We start from the raw sequence: 20,862 nt of genomic DNA, 5'->3' as shown, positions 1-20,862 counted from the left end.
ATCCATCAAAAACTGTGGGAGCGAGCCTGCTCGCGATAGCGGTGTGCCAGACACTATCAAGGTCGGCTGACACTCCGTCATCGCGAGCAGGCTCGCTCCCACAGGGATTTGTGGTGATTTCAGAGGCCCAACAGCGACAACATGATGAATGTTGCAAACAGCACAAAGTGAGTCATCCCTTCGATGGCATTGGTTTCGCCATCGTTGAGGTTGATCGCGCTGACGATCAAGGTGAGGAAGATCATCACCGTCTGCACCGGGGTCATTGCCATCTGGAACGGCTGACCGGTGTAGAGCGCCATGGCTTCCATCACCGGCACCGTCAGGATCACCGTCGACAGCGACGCCCCCATGGCAATGTTGACCACCGACTGCATGCGGTTGGCCAATGCCGCTCGCAACGCGGTGAGGATTTCCGGGGCTGCCGATATCGCCGCCACCAGAATCGCCGTGATCACCGGCGGAGCGCCTGTTCCTTCCAGGCCCAGGTCGAGGGTCTTGGACATCACCTCGGCCAACGCGCCGATGACCACCACGCCGAACACCAAGGTGGCGATACTCAGCGTCAGATTGACCGGTTCAGGTGCTTCTTCCGGGAGTTTCTTGCGACGTTTTTCCGGGTAGCTGTAGCTGAAGAAATAACTGTGTGGCCCCACCTGCATGCGCAGGAACAGGGCATAGAGCACGATCATTGCACCGATGGTGAACGCCGAATACACCTTCCAGTTGGCTTCGGGAATGAACTCCGGCACCACCATCGAGACGCCCATGGCGGTGAGGATCATCACGCTGTAACTGCGGGCCGAATCGTCGTTGTAAGACTGCTCGCCGTGCTTGATCCCGCCCATCAACGCGGCAAGGCCGAGGATGCCGTTGATGTCGAGCATGACCGCCGAATAAATCGTGTCACGCACCAGGGTCGATGAGGCTTCGTTGCTCATCATGATCGCCAGGATCACCACCTCTACCAGCACCGCAGCCAGTGTCAGGATCATCGTGCCGTAGGGGTCACCGACTTTCTCGGCAAGCAGTTCGGCGTGATGGGCCACGCGCATGGAGGCGGCGACGATGAAACCGATCAGGACCAGGCCGGCAGCGAGTGCAACCGGCTGGCCACTGTGCAACATCCAGTGTTCCAGTGGATAAGCAGCGACGGCAGCGAGCAGCGCCAGCAGGAGAAACTTTTCTTGCTTGAAGAGTGTGAGCATTGCGGGCCTTTTTGCCGATGCAGCGAAAGCAGAGTGATGAGCTACTGACTGCGGTGGAGCGCTAACGTTTCGTTACACCTTAGCGCACCAGTGGATGGCAGCCGTTTCAGGCGATGCACTTTTATTGTCCGCACCGGCCACATCGCGAGCAGGCTCGCTCCCACAGGAATCTCGCCGCTTCCTGTGGGAGTGAGCCTGCTCGCGATAGCCGTTACGCGGTCGCAAGCCATTTTGTTGTCCTGTTGGTCAGCAACTTGCATTGCCCCCGCCAACCTCACAACAACATGGAGTTCCATTCATGCACAAACGTCCGTTGAAGAAGCTGCTTGGCGCCGTTGTCGCGGCCATCGGTCTGAGCGCCAGCCTGACCGCCAGTGCCGCCGACCCGCTGAAAGTCGGCTTCGTCTACATCGGCCCGATCGGTGACCACGGCTGGACGTATCAGCATGAACAGGGACGCAAGTTGCTGGCCGAAAAGTTCGGCAATCAGATCACCACCAACTACGTCGAGAACGTCGCCGAGGGTGCGGACGCCGAGCGGGTGATCCGCAACATGGCCAAGGACAACTACGACCTGATCTTCACCACCTCTTTCGGCTACATGAACCCGACCCTGAAAGTGGCGAAGCAATTTCCCAAGGTGACCTTCGAACACGCCACCGGCTACAAGCAGGACAAGAACCTAGGCACCTATCTGGCTCGCACGTACGAAGGTCGCTACGTCAGCGGTTTCCTCGCGGCAAAAATGACCAGGACCAAGAAGATCGGCTACGTCGCCTCGTTCCCGATCCCTGAAGTCATCCGTGACATCAACGCCATTCAACTGGCTTTGAACAAATACAACCCGGGCACCGAGATCAAAGTGGTGTGGGTCAACTCATGGTTCGACCCCGGCAAGGAAGCCGACGCCGCCAACGCGCTGATCGACCAAGGCGTGGACGTGGTGTTCCAGCACACTGACAGCCCGGCACCGATCCAGGCCGCTGAACGTCGCGGCGTGTATGCCGTTGGCTATGCTTCGGACATGGCGCACTTCGGACCCAAAGCGGTGCTGACCTCGATCGTCAACGACTGGGGGCCGCATTACATTCAGGCGACCCAAAGCGTGCTCGACCACATGTGGAAGTCGCAGGATTACTGGGGCGGGTTGCAGGAAGGCACGGTTGAACTGCCGATCAGCGACCTGGTGCCGGCACCGGTGAAAGCCGAGGCAGAACAGCTCATCGCCGACATCAAGAGCGGTGCGCTGCGTCCGTTCACGGGACCGATCAAGGATCAGGCCGGCGCTGTGAAGATCGCGGCGGGTGCGACGGCCAGCAATGCGGAACTGGCGTCGATGAACTACTACGTTGAAGGCATGAAGGCGGACATTCCCAAGTAATCCACTCCAGCCACAACACTGTACCTGTGGGAGCGAGCTTGCTCGCGATGGGGCCGTCACATTCAATATCCAAGTTGACTGAAAGTCCGCTATCGCGAGCAAGCTCGCTCCCACAGGGGTACTGCGGTGTTTTTCAGACTGCGTATTCCTCAGGACAATTGCATGAATCGTCTTCCCATCATCGACATCGCCCCGCTCTACAGCGATGACCAAACCGCCTGGCAAGCCATCGCGACTCAAATCGACCACGCCTGTCGAGAATGGGGCTTCTTCTACATCAAGGGCCACCCGATCAGCCCGTCGCGCATCGACGCGGTACTCGACCACGCCCAACGCTTCTTCGCCCTGCCCACCGACGAAAAGCTCAAGATCGACATCACCCAGACCCGTCACCATCGCGGCTATGGCGCCATCGCCACCGAACAGCTGGACCCGAGCAAGCCCAGCGACCTGAAAGAAACCTTCGACATGGGCCTGCACCTTGCGGCGGATCATCCGGATGTCCTCGCCGAAAAACCCTTGCGCGGTCCCAACCGTCATCCGTCGTTGCCGGGTTGGGCAGCTTTGATGGAGCGACATTACGTCGACATGCAGGCGCTTGCCCAAACCCTGTTGCGGGCGATGACGATGGCGCTGAACATCGAGCGCGACTTTTTCGACACGCGCTTCAAAGAACCCGTCAGCGTGCTGCGGATGATTCATTACCCGCCGCGCCACACCGCCAGTTGCGAAGAACAACAAGGTGCAGGTGCCCATACCGATTACGGTTGCATCACCCTGCTTTACCAGGACGCCGCCGGTGGACTGCAGGTGCGCAACGTCAAAGGCGAATGGATCGACGCACCACCCATCGAGGGCACGTTCGTGGTCAATCTCGGCGACATGATGGCGCGCTGGAGCAACGACCGTTACCTGTCGACGCCGCACCGGGTGATCAGCCCGTTGGGTGTCGATCGATACTCGATGCCGTTCTTCGCCGAGCCTCACCCCGATACGCCGATTGAATGCCTGCCCGGTTGTCAGGATGAAGGGCAGCCGGCGAAGTACCCGGCCACCACCTGCGCCGAATTCCTGCTCTCGCGTTTTGCCGACACCTACGCTTATCGACGGGAACAGGACGCGGTGTGAACCGCCTGGTCAGGTTTTGCTAATTGTTTCCACGAGCATCTGTAGAATGCTCGTCATCTGCACCTGATGAGAAAAGACTATGTACGACTGGCTGAACGCCCTGCCCAAGGCAGAACTGCACTTGCACCTGGAGGGTTCGCTGGAGCCCGAGTTGCTGTTCGCCCTGGCCGAACGCAACAAGATCGCCCTGCCGTGGAGCGATGTCGACACCCTGCGCAAGGCGTACGCCTTCAACAACCTGCAAGAGTTTCTCGACCTGTATTACCAGGGCGCCGATGTCTTGCGCACGTCGCAGGATTTCTACGACCTGACCTGGGCGTACCTGTTGCGCTGCAAGGCGCAGAACGTGATTCACACCGAACCGTTCTTCGACCCACAGACCCACACCGACCGTGGCGTGCCCTTCGAAGTGGTGCTCAACGGCATCGCTGCCGCACTCAAGGATGGCGAGCAGCAACTGGGCATCACCAGCGGTTTGATCCTGAGCTTCCTGCGTCACTTGAGCGAAGACGAAGCACAGAAAACCCTCGACCAGGCGCTGCCGTTCCGCGATACATTTGTGGCCGTTGGTCTGGACAGTTCGGAAATGGGTCACCCGCCGAGCAAGTTTCAGCGCGTGTTCGATCGTGCCCGCCACGAAGGTTTCCTGACCGTCGCCCACGCCGGTGAAGAAGGCCCGCCGGAGTACATCTGGGAAGCGCTCGACCTGCTGAAAATCCAGCGCATCGATCATGGCGTGCGCGCCATCGAAGATGAGCGTCTGATGCAACGGATCATCGACGAGCAGATCCCGCTGACCGTGTGCCCGTTGTCGAACACCAAGCTCCGCGTGTTCGATCACATGTCCCAGCACAACATTCTGGACATGCTTGAGCGTGGCGTGAAAGTCACGGTGAACTCCGATGACCCTGCGTACTTCGGCGGGTACGTGACCGAGAACTTCCATGCGCTCTACACCGATTTGGGCATGACCCAGGATCAGGCCAAGCGATTGGCGCAAAACAGCCTGGATGCACGGTTGGTAAAACCATAAACCACACCGCATAACCCATGTGGGAGCGAGCCTGCTCGCGATGACAGTGTGTCAGTCAACCTCTACATCAACTGACAGACCGCCATCGCGAGCAGGCTCGCTCCCACAGTTAGATAGGCGTTGCTTCGGTCAGTTCTTCAAGCGTCTTGCCCCGCGTCTCCATCCCGAACACCCAAACCACCCCCGCCGCAATCGCAAAGCACATCGCCCCCAACGCGAACACGCCGCCCTGCCCGGTGATCGGAAACACCAGCCCGGTCACCAGCGGCCCAAGTAACGAACCCACGCGACCAATCGCCGACGCAAATCCCGATCCCGTCGCCCTGGCCGACGTCGGGTACAACTCAGGCGTGTAGGTGTAGAGCACCGCCCACATGCCGAACAGAAAGAACTGCATCAACAGGCCCGAGGTAATCAACAAGCCGACATTGCCGCCAAAAACTGCGCTCTGACCGTAAAGAAACGCCATCACCCCGCCGCCAAGGAGGGTCACCACGCACACCGGTTTACGCCCCCAACGTTCCACCAGCCACGCTGCCATCAGAAAGCCTGGAATCCCGCCCAGGGAAATCAACACCGTGTAATACACCGATTGCGTCACGGCAAAACCCGACTGCTGCAGCAATGCGCTGAGCCAGGACGTCAGGCCATAAAACCCCAGCAAGGCAAAGAACCACACGCTCCAGATCATCATCGTGCGCTGGCGATACAGCGGCGACCAGATCTGGCGCAAGGCGGAAAAGAAGTTGCCCGGCGTACTGGCCACGCGTGGCAGGCGAATCGGCTCCGGTAAGTCCGAACGCCCCAGCGATGCCCGGACTCGCTGCTCAATTCCCAGCAACACTTTATCGGCCGCCTCATGCCGCCCGGCCTGTTCCAGCCAGCGCGGTGACTCGGGGATAAAAAAGCGGATCGCCAGAACGAACACTGCCGGCACCGCTAAAACGAGAAAGATGTCCCGCCAGCCAACCACCGGCAACAGGAAATACGACAACACCCCGGCCGCGACGAACCCCAGCGGCCAGAACCCGTCCATCAACGCAATGTAACGCCCACGCCCCTTGGCCGGAATCAACTCCGAGAGCATCGACTGCGCGATGGGAAACTCCATGCCCATGCCAATCCCCAACAGGATACGGAACAAGGTCAGCGTTTCGATGTTCTGCGCCGTCGAGCACAAGTAACTGGCGATACCCCACAACACGATGCTCCACTGGAACACCGGTTTTCGGCCAAAGCGGTCGGCCAGCATGCCGGACAGCGAGGCGCCGAGCACCATACCGAAGAAGCTCGAACTGGCCAGTAACCCGGCTTGCGCCGAGCTCAAGCCGAACTCGGTTTTAATCGAGCCAAGCAGGAAGGTCATCATCGCCAGGTCCATGGAGTCGAAGAAAAACGCCAACGCGATGATGATGAAAATGATGCGGTGGTAACCGCTGATGGGCAGCCGTTCCAGTCGTTCTGCCGCGCTGAAGCCTCGTGAGTCCATGCCACATTCCCCCAATCCGAAAATCCCCGAATTCGAGTGTGCGCGATAGACCCTTGGGGTGATGGCTGAATGCGACCTGTCCACAACTGCTAACGACGCCCGAGCTCATTGGCACCAGACGTCGGGCATAAAAGGCTCTAAAGCGCAGCTTCCAGCTCGGTCTGCTTGGCGAAACGATGGATTTCGCGCTGCCCCGTGGCGGTGATCTGCAATGCCCGCGAATCGCCGGGCAGACTCAACCAGCCCGATTGCATGAACAGCTGCAACAGCGCCGCGCCGAGCGCACCGCCCATGTGCGGGCGTCTTTCGCTCCAGTCGGGACACGCGCAGGCGACTCGGCTGTTGCGATGGGCCAGCGCCTGGATAAACACACCGCGTGCGGCCAGTTGCGTGGACCCCTTGTGCGTGATCATGACGCGCTGTTCGAACTGCTCGATCCAGCCAGCATCGAGCAGGCGTTGATAAAGATCGGCGGCCAGCGTGCCGCCCAGATGGTCGTCGCACAATCTGGCGCGCAATAGTGATGACGGGGCAGCCTGAGATTTGGCGACGGGGTTGGCGCGCTTGAAAACGTCCGGCACCTCCCGTGGCGTACTGGCCAGCGTTGCGCTGGCCAAGGCCTCGATGGCCGCGCCCACTTCAGGTGCGGCCAGGCGGAAAAAGCGTTTGCGCCCACGGACTTCGACTTTCAACAGACCTCCGGCGGACAAACGCCCAAGGTGTGCACTGGCCGAAGACGGTGACAGGCCGGCCAGCAAAGCCAGCTCTTCGGATTGGCGCGCCGTGCCGTCCATCAAAGCCCACATCATTGCGCTGCGCTTTGGGTCAGCCAGCAACGTGGCAATCTGGCTGATGCAAGGTGCATGTTCCATGTATTCACTCCCTGTTGAATCGTTTCGTCTGCTGCTCAGAGACATCTTGACCAGTAATGTGTCGTCGGCCAAGACGCAAAAAATCGCCGTCAGCCGGACAAAGCTCCACTCACCCATGCCACGGCTTTGCAGGCTGGGCGAAGGTCGATGATTGAGCGTGAGGCTGTCGCCATCGCGAGATCGACCGTGCGTACACGAGGCGGGCGCTAGTATAAGCGGGTTATCCGACGGTTCCTGCCTTCGGGAAAGCGCGGGTGGTGATAGTTCCTGACAGAAATTTCGCTATTTGCCTGCGACTAATGATCGATGCTCGGAATACCCGGAAATTGACTGCCCAGATGAGCGCATCGGCTGGCAAGCATTTCGCGCAAAAGGTTCACAGGCTTACTCAATTGTGCGCGATGGGCGCACAGCAGATTCAGCGGTGCGCGTTCGCAGAGGAGCTCCGGCATCAGCACTTTCAAGCGACCGGCGAGCACATCGGCGGCGACATCGAGCCAGGACTTGTAGGCGATGCCTGCGCCTGCAATTGCCCACAGCCGAACGACATCAGCATCGTCGCTGAAGCGATCACCGCTGACCGTCAGGCCGACCTCGCGTTTGCCGTCGTGGAAACTCCAGTGGTCATGGACCCGGCTGCCGAGCATGAACAACAAACAATTATGCTGGGCCAATTGCTCCAGGTGTCGCGGTTCGCCATGCCTGGCCAGATAACCCGGAGCGGCACACAGCACTCGGCGGTTTTGCGCTGCGATGGGCAATGCCACCAGACTTGAGTCTTCCGGCTCGCCGTAGCGCAGGGCGATATCGACCGGTTGGCGGAACAAGTCGGCGATGCGATCACCCAACAACAGGCGCACGGTCAACCTGGGATGCTCGCGCTGGAACTCGTCGAGCCACGGCAGCAACAAGTTGCGGCCAAAATCCGATGGTGCCGACAACTGCAAAACCCCGCTGACCTGGTCCTGACCGCTGGCTAGCAAGCGTCGCCCTTCATCCAGATTGCTCAGGGCCGCACGGGCGTACTCCAGAAAACCCTCGCCTTCGGCGGTCAACCGCAAGCTGCGCGTTGAGCGGGCAAGCAAGCGTGCGCCCAATTGTTGTTCGATACGCTTCAACGCCGCGCTGGCCACCGCCGCGGACATGTCCATCACCCGCGCCGCCGCCGACAGACTGCCCAGGTCAGCGGCACGCACGAACAACTGCAAATCATCGAAACGCAGCATTTTCAGCCTTGATTATCAAAAAAAAATTGAAAGAGACTGCTCTTTTAGCGGGTTTTATCTTGCAGAGAAATAGCCAATCATCTGTCCCATCGAAATCATCCCGCTCCCGGAGCCCGACCATGTCCCAGCCTTTTACCGCCATTGCCACCCTCATTGCCAAAGCCGGCCAGCAGGACGCCCTTGAACAGCACCTGCGTGCACTGCTGGAACCGACCCGCGCCGAGGCCGGTTGTGGCCAATACGATCTGCATCAGGACCTGGCCAATCCCCTGGCCTTCTACATGATTGAACACTGGAGCAGCGACGAAGCCCTGCAAGCCCACGACGACAGCGCACACATCCAGAACTTCCGCGCCAAGGCCGGCGAGTTTCTTGAGCACTTCGAACTCAAGCGCCTGCGCACCGTGGCTTGATCCCCTCTTTTATTACTGTTCAGGAGCCCTGCATGAAAGCCATCGCCTATTACGCCTCGTTGCCGATCAGCGACACGAACGCCCTGCAAGACATCGAGCTTGCAGCACCGGTTGCCGGACCACGTGATCTGCTGGTCGAAGTCAAAGCCATCTCGGTCAACCCGGTCGACACCAAGGTCCGTCAGAACGTCCAGCCTGAAGACGGCGCCGCGAAAGTGCTGGGCTGGGACGTGGCCGGCGTGGTCAAGGCCGTCGGCAGCGATGTCACGCTGTTCAAGGCTGGCGACAACGTGTTTTACGCCGGTTCCATCGCCCGCGCCGGCGGCAACAGCGAACTGCACGTGGTGGACGAGCGAATCGTCGGCCATATGCCCAAGTCCCTCGGTTTCGCCGAAGCCGCCGCGCTGCCGCTGACCGCCATCACCGCGTGGGAATTGCTCTTCGAACGCCTGCAAGTGCGCGAAGGTAAAACCGATGAAGGCCAGAGCCTGCTGATCGTCGGTGCGGCGGGCGGTGTCGGGTCGATCCTGACGCAACTGGCCAGCCAGCTCACCGGGCTGAAAGTCATCGGCACCGCTTCCCGTGCGCAAACCCAGAGCTGGGTGCGCGAGCTGGGTGCCGATCTGGTGATCGATCACAGCAAGCCGCTGAGCGAAGAATTGAAACGCGCTGGCGTGGACCAAGTGACCCATGTCGCCAGCCTGACCCAGACCGATCAGCATCTGGATCAATTGGTCGAGACACTGGCGCCTCAGGGCAAACTGGCGCTGATCGATGATCCGAAGGCGCTGGACGTGACCAAACTCAAGCGCAAGAGCCTGTCGTTGCATTGGGAGTTCATGTACACCCGCTCTCTGTTCGAAACCGCCGACATGATCGAGCAACACAAACTGCTCAACCGGGTGGCCGAGCTGATCGACGCCGGAACACTGAAGACCACGGTCGGCGAGCATTTCGGCACGATCAACGCCGCCAACCTGCGTCGCGCCCATGAGCTGCTGGAGAGCGGCAAAGCCAAGGGCAAGATTGTGCTCGAAGGGTTCTGAAACACACTGACACAAGTGTCGTCCTGAAAAGACGACACCGTCAGTCCGAGAGTTGACCTCCGTCATAATAGTGATCGTATTCAGGTCTACAATCGTCTCCTCTGTGGTGCAATTTTTACGCAACATCTTTTACGAGAGGAGAGATCAGCAATGAAGATCCTGATAAAAGAAGTGGCAAAATCCCAGTGGCAGGTCCGTCTGGACCAACACGCCGTGACCTTTCGCAGCGAAGCCGAAGCACTCGCCTTCACCCGCACCCTCGAAGCGCGCCTGCTCGCGCCTCATCAGATTCCCGACCGCCAGCAACGCGCCGTTGGCTGAGGCCTCCCTCAGACCTGGGCTTGCGCCAGTGCCCGGGCATTTTGCAAGCGCCGGGTGAGCATCGCCGCGCTCACCACCAGAATTCCGCACAGGCTGATGACCATCGCCATCGGCACGGCGCTGCCATCGTGCAAGACACCGACCAACGCTGCCGCACCGGCGGCGACGCTGAATTGCAGGCAACCGAGCATCGCCGATGCACTGCCGGCACGGGCGCCCTGGCCGCTCATGGCGCAGGCCGAGGCGTTCGGGAGGATGCAACCGAGGCTGGCGATACAGATAAACAATGGGATCAGCAACGGCCATAACTGCTCGGTGTGCAGTGCACTGACGGCGAGCAATGTCAGGCCCGCGCCCAGGTAGATCCATACCGTCCGCGCCAACAGGAAGGCAGGACCACGTTTGGCCAGCAGCCGTGCATTGACCTGCGCGACCAGGATGAAACCCGCCGCGTTGGTGCCGAACAGCCAGCCGAAATGTTCGGCCGGTACGCCATAGAGCTTGATGAAGACGAACGGTGAACCGGCGATGTAGGCAAACATCCCGGCGATGGCGATACCGCCGGTCAGGGCGTGGCCCAGGTACACCGGATCCGACAATAGCCGACCGTACTGACGCAGCGCCCCCGACAACGGTTGGCGCGGGACATGGGCCGGCAGACTTTCCGGCAAACCGATTGCCACGGCCAAGCCTGCCAGGGCGCTGAAACCGGTCAGCACCAGGAAGATAGACTGCCAGCCGGTAGTATTGACCAACAGCCCGCCCAGCATCGGCGCGAGAATTGGCGCCAGCCCCATCACCAGCATCAGTTGAGAGAAGACCTTCGCCGAACCCACCGCATCGCATTTGTCGCTGACCACTGCGCGGGAGATCACCATCCCCGCACAACCGCCGAGGGCCTGTATGAACCGCGCACCGATCAGCCATTCCAGATTCGGCGCGAAGGCACAGGCCAGGGAAGCGGCGGTGAACAAGCCGACGCCTGTCAGCAGAGGAAGGCGTCGTCCGAAGCGATCCGCGACCGGGCCGTAGGCCAGTTGCCCGATGGACAAACCAAGGAAATAGGCGGCCAACGTCAGCTGGACATGTTTCTCATCGGTGCCAAACGCCAGCGCCATCGCCGGGAACGCCGGCAGGTAGAAATCGATCGCCAGCGGACCGAAAGCGCTCAGGGCGCCAAGAATCAAAATGGTACGGAAGTTCATCAGGCATCCAGTTGGGGTCGGCAGCCCGACAGTCTAGCCGCGCGTGGACGCCTTGAACATTCCGTTAGGTCGCTAACAATTAAAAAACCACTGGAGGGGCACAAAACCTGTGTGGGAGCGAGCCTGCTCGCTCCCACAGGGATTTGTTCTGGTCTCAGGCGAGTTTTGCCTCATAGCCTTCTTCAGTGATCGCCGCGATCACTTCTTCGGCGGTCAGGGTGCTCTCGACGCCGACTTCTTTTGCCGCCAGTTCGACCCGCACATTCGCCGTTGGATCCTTGGCTTGCAGCGCCGCAGTGATGGCTTTGACGCAGTGGCCGCAGGACATGCCTTGAACATTGAACAGTTGCATGGGATGACTCCTTGAGTGAGGTTGCGAGCAGTCTCGAGCTTGCCACCATGGCAAGGTCAAGTTCTGTAAAACGCTGCCGGGCTGGCAATCGGCGTCGCGCTCGGCCAAGCTGCGTGCATCAATGCACTCGACCTCAGGAGATTCAGCCATGCGCTGGTCAGCTCTCAGCCTGTTTGGCTTCCTCAGCCTATTTGCCGCGACGCCTTCGGTTCAAGCCTCCGGGGAGGACTACGGGGTTCTGATCATTTCCCGCGAGCGCCTGGAAGTCGCAACCGCCTGCGAGATCGGCGTGTACATTCAGGATCAACTGTCGGCGCGGCTGTTCCAGGAACAAAGTACCTCGTTCAACCTGCCGCCGGGCAATGTGTCCCTGCGCCTCAAACTGTTGCCGGGCCAGGCTCCAGGCTGCAACCCAGGAATGCTCGCACCGGGCTCGCAGAACATCACGCTCAAGGCCGGTGATGTGTTGAAGTTCCGGATCGCGATGACGCAGGAAGGGATGTACCTCAAACCCGCCGCCCTCGAATATTAATCACCACACCGTTCGTCACTGATCGTTCCCACGTCGAGGCGTCGAACCGTCCGCGTGGGAATGCCTCAACGGACGCTCTGCGTTCGGCTTTTAAATGGGACGCGGAGCGTCCCGGGCTGCATTCCCACGCAGAGCGTGGGAACGATCAATCATCTTTTGATCTGAGACATGGCGCTTGACCTTGCCAGCATGGCAAGGTTGATCCTGTAGACATCTTCTACAGGGAGCGCGACCGATGTCCGAATCCACTACGTTCGATCTGCCGATTGCCGGCATGACCTGTGCCAGCTGCGCCGGGCGTGTCGAGCGTGCCTTGAGCAAAGTCGTCGGCGCCTCCGCCGTCAGCGTCAACCTCGCCACCGAGCAGGCTCGTGTTCAAGCGCCCAGCGACAGCCTGCCGGCATTGATGGATGCGGTGCAGCGGGCTGGTTACAGCGTGCCGCAGCAGACGCTGGAATTGAGCATCGACGGCATGACCTGTGCGTCGTGCGTCGGTCGTGTCGAGCGGGCGCTGGCCAAGGTGCTGGGGGTGAAAAGCGTCAGCGTCAACCTCGCCAACGAGCGCGCCCACCTCGAACTGCTCGGACACGTCGATCCACAGACGTTGATCGGTGCCGTGACCAAGGCAGGCTATAGCGCCAGCGTCTGGGAAGTCGAACACCCGCAGACCGACAACCAGCAACAGCGCCTGCACCGCGAGCGTTGGGCATTGATCATGGCCATCGCCCTGGCCTTGCCGCTGGTGATGCCGATGCTGCTGCAACCGTTTGGCGTGCACTGGATGCTGCCGGCCTGGGTGCAATTTGCGCTGGCCACTCCGGTGCAGTTCATTTTTGGCGCGCGTTTTTATATCGCCGCCTGGAAAGCCGTGCGTGCCGGTGCCGGCAATATGGATTTGCTGGTCGCCCTCGGCACCAGCGCCGGTTATGGCTTGAGTCTTTATGAATGGGCCACCGCGGCCGGGCGCATGCCGCACCTGTATTTCGAAGCGTCGGCGGTGGTGATCGCGCTGGTGCTGCTGGGCAAATACCTGGAAAGCCGCGCCAAACGCCAGACCGCCAGCGCCATCCGCGCCCTCGAAGCGTTGCGCCCGGAGCGAGCGATTCAAGTCATCGATGGCCGCGAGCAGGATGTCGCCATCAGTGCTTTGCGCATCAATGACCTGGTGCTGGTCAAACCCGGCGAACGCTTCCCGGTGGACGGTGAAGTGGTCGAAGGCCAGAGCCACGCCGACGAAGCGCTGATCAGCGGCGAAAGCCTGCCGGTGCCCAAGCAACCCGGCGACAAGGTCACGGGGGGCGCGATCAATGGTGAAGGTCGGTTGTTGGTTCGCACCCAGGCCTTGGGCGCGGAAACCGTGCTGGCGCGGATCATCCGCCTGGTCGAGGACGCCCAGGCGGCCAAGGCGCCGATTCAAAAACTGGTGGATAAAGTCAGTCAGGTGTTTGTGCCGACGGTGTTGCTGATCGCATTGGCGACAGTGATCGGCTGGTGGTTGTACGGTGCGCCGATGGAAACCGCGCTGATCAACGCCGTCGCGGTGCTGGTCATCGCTTGCCCTTGCGCATTGGGCCTGGCCACGCCGACCGCAATCATGGCCGGTACAGGTGTGGCGGCCCGCTACGGCATTCTGATCAAGGACGCCGAAGCCCTCGAACGCGCCCATGAAGTCAGCGCCGTGGTATTCGACAAGACCGGCACGCTGACCTCTGGCACCCCTCGCATCGCTCACCTAAGCGCTATCGAAGATGACGAAGCCGCCCTGCTGCAAATGGCCGGCGCCCTGCAACGTGGCAGTGAACATCCATTGGCGAAGGCAGTTCTGGACGCCTGCGCCGAACGCGACTTGAGCGTGGCCGATGTCAGTGACAGCCAATCGCTGACCGGACGCGGCATCGCCGGCACGCTCGACGGTCGTCGCCTGGCGCTGGGCAATCGCCGGATGCTGGAAGAAAGCGGTTTGAATGCCGGCCCGTTGGCTGATTCGGCAACGGCCTGGGAAACCGAAGGCCGGACACTGTCCTGGCTGATTGAACAAAGCCCCAAACCTCGAGTGCTCGGCCTGTTCGCGTTCGGCGATACCCTCAAGCCCGGCGCCCTGCAAGCGGTGCAACAACTCAGCGCACGCCACATCAGCAGCCACTTGCTGACCGGCGATAATCGCGGCAGTGCCAAAGTGGTCGCCGAAGCCTTGGGCATCACCGATGTGCACGCCGAAGTGCTGCCGGCCGACAAAGCCGCCACGGTGGCCACACTGAAAAAAACCGGTGTGGTGGCGATGGTCGGTGACGGCATCAACGATGCGCCGGCACTGGCTGCGGCCGATATCGGCATCGCCATGGGCGGTGGCACCGACGTGGCCATGCACGCGGCCGGTATTACCTTGATGCGCGGCGATCCACGACTGGTGCCCGCGGCACTGGAAATCAGCCGCAAGACCTACGCGAAGATTCGGCAGAACCTGTTCTGGGCCTTCGTCTATAACCTGATCGGCATCCCGCTGGCCGCGTTCGGCTTCCTCAATCCGGTACTGGCCGGCGCGGCGATGGCCCTGTCGAGCGTCAGCGTGGTGAGCAATGCGTTACTGTTGAAAACCTGGAAACCCAAGGACCTGGAGGACAAGCGATGAACATCGGCCAAGCAGCCCGCCACAGTGGCCTGAGCGCAAAGATGATTCGTTATTACGAGTCCATCGGCTTGCTCAAGGCCGCCCATCGCACCGACAGCGGCTACCGTGTTTACGGCGATGAGGACCTGCACACGCTGGCGTTCATCAAGCGCTCCCGGGACCTGGGGTTTTCACTCGAGGAGGTCGGCAAACTGCTGACCCTCTGGCAGGACCGCCAACGCGCCAGTGCCGACGTGAAAGCCCTGGCCCGTCAGCACATCGACGAACTGAACCAGAAGATCCGCGAACTCGGACAGTTGCGCGACACCTTGCAGGACCTGGTCGAGCACTGTCAGGGCGACCATCGCCCCGACTGCCCGATCCTCAAGGAGCTGGCGTCGGGCTGTTGCGCCGAACCTGCCCGCGCCTGAGCGCCAGTCCCTTCACCACCAACACGGTGGTGATTGGAATGCCGTGAAACAGCAGCACCACGGCCCCCGGCGCCCACCACGCATAGAACGGCGCGGCGATCAGCATGCCGACGCCGAACCCGGTCATTTGCAAAAGCGTCAACACGCTGAAGATCGGCAGGCGCAGGTTGTCCGGCTCGCGTTGCAGACGCGACATCAAGCCAACCTCCGAAAACCCGTCCCCCAACCCCGCCGGCAACGAGAACAACAGCAAACCGTAGAGCGTCTGCTGCTGAAACATCAGGATGAAACCGCAGGACATCAGCAACACGCCGAAGAAAAATCGTCGCTCCAGATGTGCGTTGTCCGAGCCTTGCAGATGACTGGCGATTCGCGCGCCGATCAGTTTGCCGCTGGCCCAGACCGCCAGCATCAAACCCAGGGTGGTACTGGCGGATTCGGGGGTGAGCAGTTTCGAAATGATCGGAAAACCGACATTGTGCGCGGCGCTGCCCAGGGTGTCGGCCATGGTGACAGCCAGCATCGCGGCGACTACGGGTGTGCTGCGCAAACCTTGGCGCAGGGCCGACCATTCGCCGTGCTCGTCGGCGGGTTTGTGAGAAGGTCTGGAAAAGCGCAGCGGCACGATGAACATCGCGGCCAGCAAATAAGTGACCACGTTCAACGCAAACACTGTTTCAAAGCCAAACGCGGCCACCAACAACCCCGCCACCAGACTTCCGCCGACCATGGCTGCCGACGACGCCGAGGTGATCCAGGCGTTGGTCTTGAGCAGGTGCTCGCCTTCGATCAAGTGCGGCAATTGGCTGTTGAGGCCGATCGCAAACATGGAATTGCCGAAACCCAGGCCGAAAGCGATAAACGGTAATAACAAAGCCTGCTGGGTGACGGGCAGCACCAGCAGCAAACCCAGAAGTGCGGCACGCAGCAGGTCGAACGCAATCAGCGGCCAGCGCCCGGCCCAGCGGCGGTAGAACGTCGTGCCGATGAGGCTGGCGAAAATCCCTCCGCCCACGCGGCTGGCGAGAAAAATTCCCACGCTCATGGCGCTGTTGCTGAGCAGGTAGACGTAAGTGGCCAGGGCGACCATGTTGAGGAAGGCGCCGAAGTCCGAGACCAGACGGGCGCTGACGATCAGTCGGGCATTGCGGGTGGAGGTGTTCACATTCAATCCTTGAGTGTGGGAAGTGCGGAAAACTCAATACACAGCTACACCGCAAATTCAGTGTAGGAGTGAGCCTGCTCGCGATGGGGCCGTCATATTCAACATCATTGTCGCCGGACTGTCCGCTATCGCGAGCAGGCTCGCTCCCACATTAATTTTCAGTGTTTGGAGGATTCGGGGCAGGCATCTACAAAAAACCCGGCCGAAGCCGGGTTTTTCGTTAACCGATCACTGCATCCACGGCGGAGACGGTTCTTCGGCTTTGCTCGGTGGCGCGTCGTCAGCAGCGCGGATCGCTTGCTTACGCTCTTCATCCAGGCGTGCCGCCTCGATCTCGCGCATGATCCCGCCCACGTCAGCCAGCTCTTCCGGTTCGTCGAACTCGCCGGTCAACACGCTGGCCGGGTGCAAGGTGCCGGCTTCGAACAACGCCCACATTTCCTTGGCGTACTTGGTCTTTTTCAACTCCGGCGCAAACCGGCCGAAGTAGGACGCCATGTTGCCAACGTCCCGCTCCAGCATGCTGAACGCGTGGTTATTGCCCGCCGCGTCGACCGCTTGCGGCAAGTCGATGATCACGGGGCCAGTCGGGGTCAACAGCACGTTGAACTCGGACAAGTCACCGTGCACCAGACCGGTACACAGCATCAGCACGATCTGCGAGATCAGGAACGCGTGATATTCGCGCGCCTGATCCGGCTCCAACACCACGTCGTTCAGACGCGGCGCCGCATCGCCGTACTCGTCGGCCACCAGCTCCATCAGCAACACGCCTTCAAGGAAGTCGTACGGCTGAGGCACCCGGACACCCGCACCGGCCAGACGGAACAATGCCGCCACTTCGGCGTTCTGCCAGGCGTCTTCGGTTTCTTTCTTGCCGAACTTGGAGCCCTTGGCCATCGCCCGAGCCTGCCGGCTGTTGCGTACCTTGCGGCCTTCCTGATACTCGGCCGCCTGGCGGAAACTGCGTTTATTCGCCTCCTTGTAGACCTTCGCGCAACGTAGCTCGTTACCGCAGCGCACCACATAAACAGCTGCTTCTTTACCACTCATGAGTGGGCGCAGCACCTCGTCGACCAGACCGTCCTCGATCAGGGGTTCAATGCGTTTTGGAGTCTTCATCAGCTTTTATTGTGGGTCCTTTATTACCAAACACGCGAAAGTCATTCGTTATACGGCAATCCACTCGTTCGGGGGAGGGGTTGCCGACCTATGAACGTTGAGATGCACACAATGTGCCGGATTAATCGCGCCCTCCCCTTCAGTCATCATCGGCCGCAAAAGATCATAGCTGAGCTGACAATACTTGTTGGCAAAGGCTTGTGAGGGCATTTTCGACAGAAGCTGACACCTTAATTCATACCCTTCGTAGGATTTTTCTTTTTAAGCCTCAATTTCCCCCGCAATCAGCCGAAGTCCTCAGAGACAAAGTGATTTGTCCGACAATCGTGCCGACAACAAAAACGATGGCGCGCTCCAGGATCGGGGACCAAAAACGTTTACGGCTGCCAAAAATCCGCGAGTCTTCTGCACTGCGTGGGCCTACAAGAAAAATCTGGAGCGCGGATGAACATCAAACAGAAGTTGACCTGGGCGTTTGCAATCATCGCCTGCTTGCCGGTGGTGCTGGTCGCCACCCTCGTCGTGCTGAACTTGCGCAGTGAGGCCAAGGAGAATTTCGTCGACGGCAGCGGTCGTGAAATTCGTCAGGTCAGCAACGCCATGCAACTGTTCTTCGACGGCATCAGCCAGAACGTCGACTACCTGGCCAAGCAACCTCTGATCAAAAACTCCGACGACAGCCTCAAAACCTACATGGGCGCCAATGCCGAGAGCATTCCCCAGGGCGAGATGGACAAAAAAGTCTTCGGCCTCCTGCAGGACCTGGGCAACAGCCATCCATCCTATGCCTACGCCATCCTCGGCACGGCGGCGGGCGGTTATGTGTCCTGGCCGGACGATGCCAAGCTGAGCAATTACGATCCGCGCCAACGCCCCTGGTACAAGGCCGCCCAAGCCAAGCCGGGCAAACCGTTTCGCACCGAGGCCTATTATTGGGCCCAGGACGACGCAACCTACGTCAGCACCGTGCGCACCATCGACAACAAATTGGGCACCAACGGCGGTGTAGTCAGTATCGACGTGACGCTCAAGCAGCTCACCGAAATCGTCAAACAGATCAAACTCGGTGAAACCGGCTATCTGATGCTGCTGGAAAACACCGGCACCGTGCTGGTCGATCCAAAACAGCCGGAGCACAACTTCAAAGCCCTCAGCAGCCTCGGCGAAGGCTATGCGCAACTGGCCAAAGCCGGTAAAGGCCTGGTGGAAGTCGAGCTGAACGGCGAACGCTACATGGCCAACGTCTGGCCGTCGGAGCAACTGGGCTGGACCTTTATCGGCCTGATCAAACAGAACGACGTGATGAGCTCGGCCACGCAACTGACCTGGCTGATCGCAATCATTGCTGCCGTGCTGGCGGTGTTCTTCGCCATCGTCGGCGCCAGTTTCGCCAGCCTCATCGTGCGGCCGATCCGCAGCGTGGCCAGCGGCCTGGAAGGCATCGCCCAAGGTGAAGGCGACCTGACCAAGAACCTGGAAATCCGTGGCAGCGACGAAACCGCGCAACTGGCCAACTGGTTCAACCAGTTCCTGACCGCGATCCGCAACCTGATCCAGAGCATCGGTGGCGCGGCGAACAAGATTCTCGCCACTTCGAAAAGCTCGACCCAGGTCTCCAGTGACATGGCCGAAGCGGCCGGGCGCCAGCGTGAAGCGGTGGACATGGTGTCCACGGCGTTCCACGAAATGGTCGCCACGGCCAACGAAGTCGCGCGCTCTTGCAGCCAGGCAGCCGAGTCGGCAGACAGCGGCCAGCGTCAGGCTCGTGAAGGTCAGCAGCAGATCGATGCAGCCGTGACCAGCGTTGATCGCTTGAGCCAGGAAATCGAACAGTCGGCGCAGTCGATGCAGCAGTTGGAACGCGACAGCAACGACATTCAGTCGATCCTGGGGACCATTCGCTCGATTGCCGAACAGACCAACCTGCTGGCCCTGAACGCGGCCATCGAAGCGGCGCGGGCCGGTGAACAAGGTCGCGGCTTTGCGGTGGTGGCGGATGAAGTTCGCGCCCTGGCCAAGCGCACAGCCGATTCCACAGCGGAAATCGATGGGCTGCTGGGCAACCTGGCCAAACGCACCAGCCAGGTGACTCAGCAAATGCATGCGAGCCTGGAAGTGTCGCAGCAGTCGGTGAGCCGCATCGGCGAAGCCCGCAGCAGTTTCGGGCTGATTCGTGAGTCGGTGGATGTGATTCGCGACATGAACACCCAGATCGCCACGGCGGCAGAGGAACAGCATCAGGTGGCGGAAGACATCAACCGGCACATCAGCCAGATTCATGGCGATGCACAGTTGGTGGCTGAACTGGCCAACTCGGCGCGTCTGGATTCCCAGAGCCTGGCCGGCTTGTCGAATGAACTGGATGTCTTGGTTCGCCGCTTCCGGACCTGATTCCCGAGCACACTGACAGCCCCATGTGGGAGCGAGCTTGCTCGCGATGGCGGTGGCATATCCAACATCAATGTGGAATGTCACGCCCTCATCGCGAGCAAGCTCGCTCCCACAGTGGTCAGGTGGTGTTACTGTCTGAAGAGCTCCCCAGGAGTAAACCCGAACAGACTCTTGAACGCCGCAATAAACGCTGACGTCGAGTCGTACCCGCAAGACAGCGCCGCATTCGTCACGCTGTCACCCTCCTCCAGCAAACTCAATGACGACAGCAGCCGCATCCGCTGGCGCCACCCGCGAAAACTCAACCCGGTCTCGCGCTGGAACAAGCGCATCAGCGTCTTTTCCGAAGTGCCGAGGCGTTCCGCCCATTCCTGCAACGTCACGTTGCGCTCCGGGCTTTCGATCAGTTCGTTGCACAAGCCCAGCAGTCGCGGGTGCCGAGGCAACGGCAGAGAAAAACCCACTTCCGGCAAACTCGCCAACTGATCCAGCAGCACATTCACCAGCCGCGCTTCTTGGCTATCGCCTTGGGGATATTCCACTGGCAGCGCACAAAAGCTCTTGATCAACTCTCGCGCCAGCGGCGTGACTTCCAGCACCCGGCAACGCCCGTCCGCCCACTCACAATCTTCGCGGCGCACGTAGAGGCTGCGCATCTCGGCACGCATCGAAGTCACCACCTGGTGTTCCAGGTCCGCCGGAATCCAGATGCCCCACTGCGGCGGCGCAAAGAAACTGCCCTCGGCAGTGTGCACGCCAAGAACGCCACTGATGGCGTAGGAAAACTGCACCCAGTCATGGCGATGAGGCGGTGTCCAGGAACCGGCGTTCAGGCTTTCCGCCCGCGCGAACAGCGGACGCGGCAGCGCGGTGAGCGTCGGAATGGTCCGTTCGAGGGAAAGTTGTCCGTTAGTCGGCATTGATTGGCCTTATGTCGCA

Annotated in this window: 19 protein-coding genes and 1 pseudogene; 11 read left to right on the top strand and 9 right to left on the bottom strand. The window is 60.4% G+C overall.

All coding sequences use genetic code 11. The features are described from left to right. Window positions 1-119: 119 nt before the first annotated feature. The gene (locus tag QRN31_RS10885) at window positions 120-1,208 is read right to left on the bottom strand and encodes a calcium:cation antiporter (RefSeq protein WP_285431958.1); all 1,089 of its coding nucleotides are present in this window, start codon (window positions 1,206-1,208) and stop codon (window positions 120-122) included. Window positions 1,209-1,506: 298 nt separating this feature from the next. Here QRN31_RS10885 and QRN31_RS10880 point away from each other — a divergent pair, with 298 nt between their 5' ends. The 3 genes from QRN31_RS10880 (at window position 1,507) to QRN31_RS10870 (ending at window position 4,750) form a co-directional block, all read left to right on the top strand. Then, window positions 1,507-2,589: a BMP family ABC transporter substrate-binding protein gene (locus QRN31_RS10880; RefSeq protein WP_285431956.1), complete on the top strand. Its 1,083-nt coding sequence runs from the start codon at window positions 1,507-1,509 to the stop codon at window positions 2,587-2,589. Window positions 2,590-2,751: 162 nt separating this feature from the next. Then, window positions 2,752-3,717 (top strand): 2-oxoglutarate and iron-dependent oxygenase domain-containing protein, encoded by a 966-nt coding sequence (locus tag QRN31_RS10875; protein WP_285431955.1) that lies wholly within the window; start codon window positions 2,752-2,754, stop codon window positions 3,715-3,717. Window positions 3,718-3,796: 79 nt separating this feature from the next. After that, window positions 3,797-4,750 carry an adenosine deaminase gene (locus QRN31_RS10870; RefSeq protein ID WP_222589644.1) on the top strand — a complete coding sequence of 318 codons (954 nt, stop codon included), beginning with the start codon at window positions 3,797-3,799 and terminating at the stop codon, window positions 4,748-4,750. Between the two features lie 109 nt (window positions 4,751-4,859). Here the strand turns inward: QRN31_RS10870 and QRN31_RS10865 are convergent, their stop codons facing one another. The 3 genes from QRN31_RS10865 to vimR form a co-directional block, all read right to left on the bottom strand. After that, the gene (locus tag QRN31_RS10865) at window positions 4,860-6,239 is read right to left on the bottom strand and encodes an MFS transporter (protein ID WP_285431954.1); all 1,380 of its coding nucleotides are present in this window, start codon (window positions 6,237-6,239) and stop codon (window positions 4,860-4,862) included. 137 nt (window positions 6,240-6,376) lie between these two features. Further along, window positions 6,377-7,111, bottom strand: a complete 735-nt coding sequence (locus tag QRN31_RS10860) for an ArsR/SmtB family transcription factor (protein WP_285431952.1) — start codon at window positions 7,109-7,111, stop codon at window positions 6,377-6,379. Between the two features lie 296 nt (window positions 7,112-7,407). After that, window positions 7,408-8,337 carry a transcription regulator VimR gene (vimR, locus tag QRN31_RS10855; RefSeq protein ID WP_285431950.1) on the bottom strand — a complete coding sequence of 310 codons (930 nt, stop codon included), beginning with the start codon at window positions 8,335-8,337 and terminating at the stop codon, window positions 7,408-7,410. Window positions 8,338-8,456: 119 nt separating this feature from the next. On the opposite strand from vimR, the gene QRN31_RS10850 reads away from it, so the two are divergent. The 3 genes from QRN31_RS10850 to QRN31_RS10840 all read left to right on the top strand — a co-directional run bounded on the left by QRN31_RS10850 (window position 8,457) and on the right by QRN31_RS10840 (window position 10,117). Then, complete coding sequence (locus tag QRN31_RS10850; protein ID WP_222589640.1) at window positions 8,457-8,750, top strand: putative quinol monooxygenase; 294 nt, start codon at window positions 8,457-8,459, stop codon at window positions 8,748-8,750. Window positions 8,751-8,782: 32 nt separating this feature from the next. Then, a complete protein-coding gene (locus QRN31_RS10845) occupies window positions 8,783-9,796 on the top strand; it encodes a zinc-binding alcohol dehydrogenase family protein (protein ID WP_285431948.1) in 1,014 nt (337 codons plus the stop codon). Between the two features lie 150 nt (window positions 9,797-9,946). Beyond that, window positions 9,947-10,117, top strand: coding sequence for a hypothetical protein (locus QRN31_RS10840; protein WP_285431947.1), 171 nt, complete (start codon window positions 9,947-9,949; stop codon window positions 10,115-10,117). Between the two features lie 8 nt (window positions 10,118-10,125). On the opposite strand, the gene QRN31_RS10835 is transcribed toward QRN31_RS10840, so the two are convergent. Both QRN31_RS10835 and QRN31_RS10830 read right to left on the bottom strand, forming a co-directional pair. Then, a complete protein-coding gene (locus QRN31_RS10835; RefSeq protein ID WP_285431945.1) occupies window positions 10,126-11,322 on the bottom strand; it encodes a multidrug effflux MFS transporter in 1,197 nt (398 codons plus the stop codon). Window positions 11,323-11,476: 154 nt separating this feature from the next. After that, entirely contained in the window at window positions 11,477-11,674 is a 198-nt protein-coding gene (locus QRN31_RS10830; protein ID WP_285431944.1) for a heavy-metal-associated domain-containing protein, read from the bottom strand. Between the two features lie 148 nt (window positions 11,675-11,822). Between QRN31_RS10830 and QRN31_RS10825 the strand changes: the two genes are divergently transcribed. From QRN31_RS10825 to cueR, 3 genes are all read left to right on the top strand, one after another. Continuing rightward, complete coding sequence (locus QRN31_RS10825) at window positions 11,823-12,206, top strand: hypothetical protein (protein WP_285431942.1); 384 nt, start codon at window positions 11,823-11,825, stop codon at window positions 12,204-12,206. 235 nt (window positions 12,207-12,441) lie between these two features. Beyond that, window positions 12,442-14,835 carry a heavy metal translocating P-type ATPase gene (locus tag QRN31_RS10820; RefSeq protein WP_285431941.1) on the top strand — a complete coding sequence of 798 codons (2,394 nt, stop codon included), beginning with the start codon at window positions 12,442-12,444 and terminating at the stop codon, window positions 14,833-14,835. Beyond that, the gene (gene cueR / locus QRN31_RS10815; RefSeq protein WP_285431939.1) at window positions 14,832-15,245 is read left to right on the top strand and encodes a Cu(I)-responsive transcriptional regulator; all 414 of its coding nucleotides are present in this window, start codon (window positions 14,832-14,834) and stop codon (window positions 15,243-15,245) included. Before QRN31_RS10820 ends, cueR begins: the two co-directional genes overlap by 4 nt. Here the strand turns inward: cueR and QRN31_RS10810 are convergent. Together QRN31_RS10810 and QRN31_RS10805 are read right to left on the bottom strand one after the other, a co-directional pair. Then, window positions 15,199-16,410 carry an MFS transporter gene (locus QRN31_RS10810; RefSeq protein WP_285431938.1) on the bottom strand — a complete coding sequence of 404 codons (1,212 nt, stop codon included), beginning with the start codon at window positions 16,408-16,410 and terminating at the stop codon, window positions 15,199-15,201. The genes cueR and QRN31_RS10810 overlap by 47 nt on opposite strands. Window positions 16,411-16,638: 228 nt before the next feature. Beyond that, a complete protein-coding gene (locus QRN31_RS10805; RefSeq protein WP_285431937.1) occupies window positions 16,639-17,532 on the bottom strand; it encodes a PA4780 family RIO1-like protein kinase in 894 nt (297 codons plus the stop codon). A gap of 444 nt (window positions 17,533-17,976) precedes the next feature. On the opposite strand from QRN31_RS10805, the pseudogene QRN31_RS31560 reads away from it, so the two are divergent. Next, window positions 17,977-19,065 (top strand): annotated as a pseudogene (locus tag QRN31_RS31560) (cache domain-containing protein); the annotation flags it as partial. A gap of 90 nt (window positions 19,066-19,155) precedes the next feature. Beyond that, entirely contained in the window at window positions 19,156-19,923 is a 768-nt protein-coding gene (locus QRN31_RS31555) for a methyl-accepting chemotaxis protein (RefSeq protein WP_371927106.1), read from the top strand. 128 nt (window positions 19,924-20,051) lie between these two features. Here QRN31_RS31555 and QRN31_RS10795 read toward each other — a convergent pair whose 3' ends face one another. Further along, window positions 20,052-20,843, bottom strand: coding sequence for an AraC family transcriptional regulator (locus QRN31_RS10795; RefSeq protein WP_285431935.1), 792 nt, complete (start codon window positions 20,841-20,843; stop codon window positions 20,052-20,054). Window positions 20,844-20,862: the final 19 nt, after the last annotated feature.

It is taken from the genome of Pseudomonas sp. fls2-241-R2A-110 (genome assembly GCF_030209165.1).
Classification (GTDB): Bacteria; Pseudomonadota; Gammaproteobacteria; order Pseudomonadales; family Pseudomonadaceae; genus Aquipseudomonas.
Note: the sequence above shows the minus strand (reverse complement) of the source record. Positions and strands in the feature narration are given on the sequence as shown.

Excerpts from the sequence above, each read along its gene's own strand:
- QRN31_RS10885 (WP_285431958.1), bottom strand. The coding sequence starts at position 1,208 with ATGCTCACACTCTTCAAGCAAGAAAAGTTTCTCCTGCTGGCGCTGCTC.
- QRN31_RS10880 (WP_285431956.1), top strand. The coding sequence starts at position 1,507 with ATGCACAAACGTCCGTTGAAGAAGCTGCTTGGCGCCGTTGTCGCGGCC.
- QRN31_RS10875 (WP_285431955.1), top strand. The coding sequence starts at position 2,752 with ATGAATCGTCTTCCCATCATCGACATCGCCCCGCTCTACAGCGATGAC.
- QRN31_RS10870 (WP_222589644.1), top strand. The coding sequence starts at position 3,797 with ATGTACGACTGGCTGAACGCCCTGCCCAAGGCAGAACTGCACTTGCAC.
- QRN31_RS10865 (WP_285431954.1), bottom strand. The coding sequence starts at position 6,239 with ATGGACTCACGAGGCTTCAGCGCGGCAGAACGACTGGAACGGCTGCCC.
- QRN31_RS10860 (WP_285431952.1), bottom strand. The coding sequence starts at position 7,111 with ATGGAACATGCACCTTGCATCAGCCAGATTGCCACGTTGCTGGCTGAC.
- vimR (WP_285431950.1), bottom strand. The coding sequence starts at position 8,337 with ATGCTGCGTTTCGATGATTTGCAGTTGTTCGTGCGTGCCGCTGACCTG.
- QRN31_RS10850 (WP_222589640.1), top strand. The coding sequence starts at position 8,457 with ATGTCCCAGCCTTTTACCGCCATTGCCACCCTCATTGCCAAAGCCGGC.
- QRN31_RS10845 (WP_285431948.1), top strand. The coding sequence starts at position 8,783 with ATGAAAGCCATCGCCTATTACGCCTCGTTGCCGATCAGCGACACGAAC.
- QRN31_RS10840 (WP_285431947.1), top strand. The coding sequence starts at position 9,947 with ATGAAGATCCTGATAAAAGAAGTGGCAAAATCCCAGTGGCAGGTCCGT.
- QRN31_RS10835 (WP_285431945.1), bottom strand. The coding sequence starts at position 11,322 with ATGAACTTCCGTACCATTTTGATTCTTGGCGCCCTGAGCGCTTTCGGT.
- QRN31_RS10830 (WP_285431944.1), bottom strand. The coding sequence starts at position 11,674 with ATGCAACTGTTCAATGTTCAAGGCATGTCCTGCGGCCACTGCGTCAAA.
- QRN31_RS10825 (WP_285431942.1), top strand. The coding sequence starts at position 11,823 with ATGCGCTGGTCAGCTCTCAGCCTGTTTGGCTTCCTCAGCCTATTTGCC.
- QRN31_RS10820 (WP_285431941.1), top strand. The coding sequence starts at position 12,442 with ATGTCCGAATCCACTACGTTCGATCTGCCGATTGCCGGCATGACCTGT.
- cueR (WP_285431939.1), top strand. The coding sequence starts at position 14,832 with ATGAACATCGGCCAAGCAGCCCGCCACAGTGGCCTGAGCGCAAAGATG.
- QRN31_RS10805 (WP_285431937.1), bottom strand. The coding sequence starts at position 17,532 with ATGAAGACTCCAAAACGCATTGAACCCCTGATCGAGGACGGTCTGGTC.
- QRN31_RS31555 (WP_371927106.1), top strand. The coding sequence starts at position 19,156 with ATGGCCGAAGCGGCCGGGCGCCAGCGTGAAGCGGTGGACATGGTGTCC.
- QRN31_RS10795 (WP_285431935.1), bottom strand. The coding sequence starts at position 20,843 with ATGCCGACTAACGGACAACTTTCCCTCGAACGGACCATTCCGACGCTC.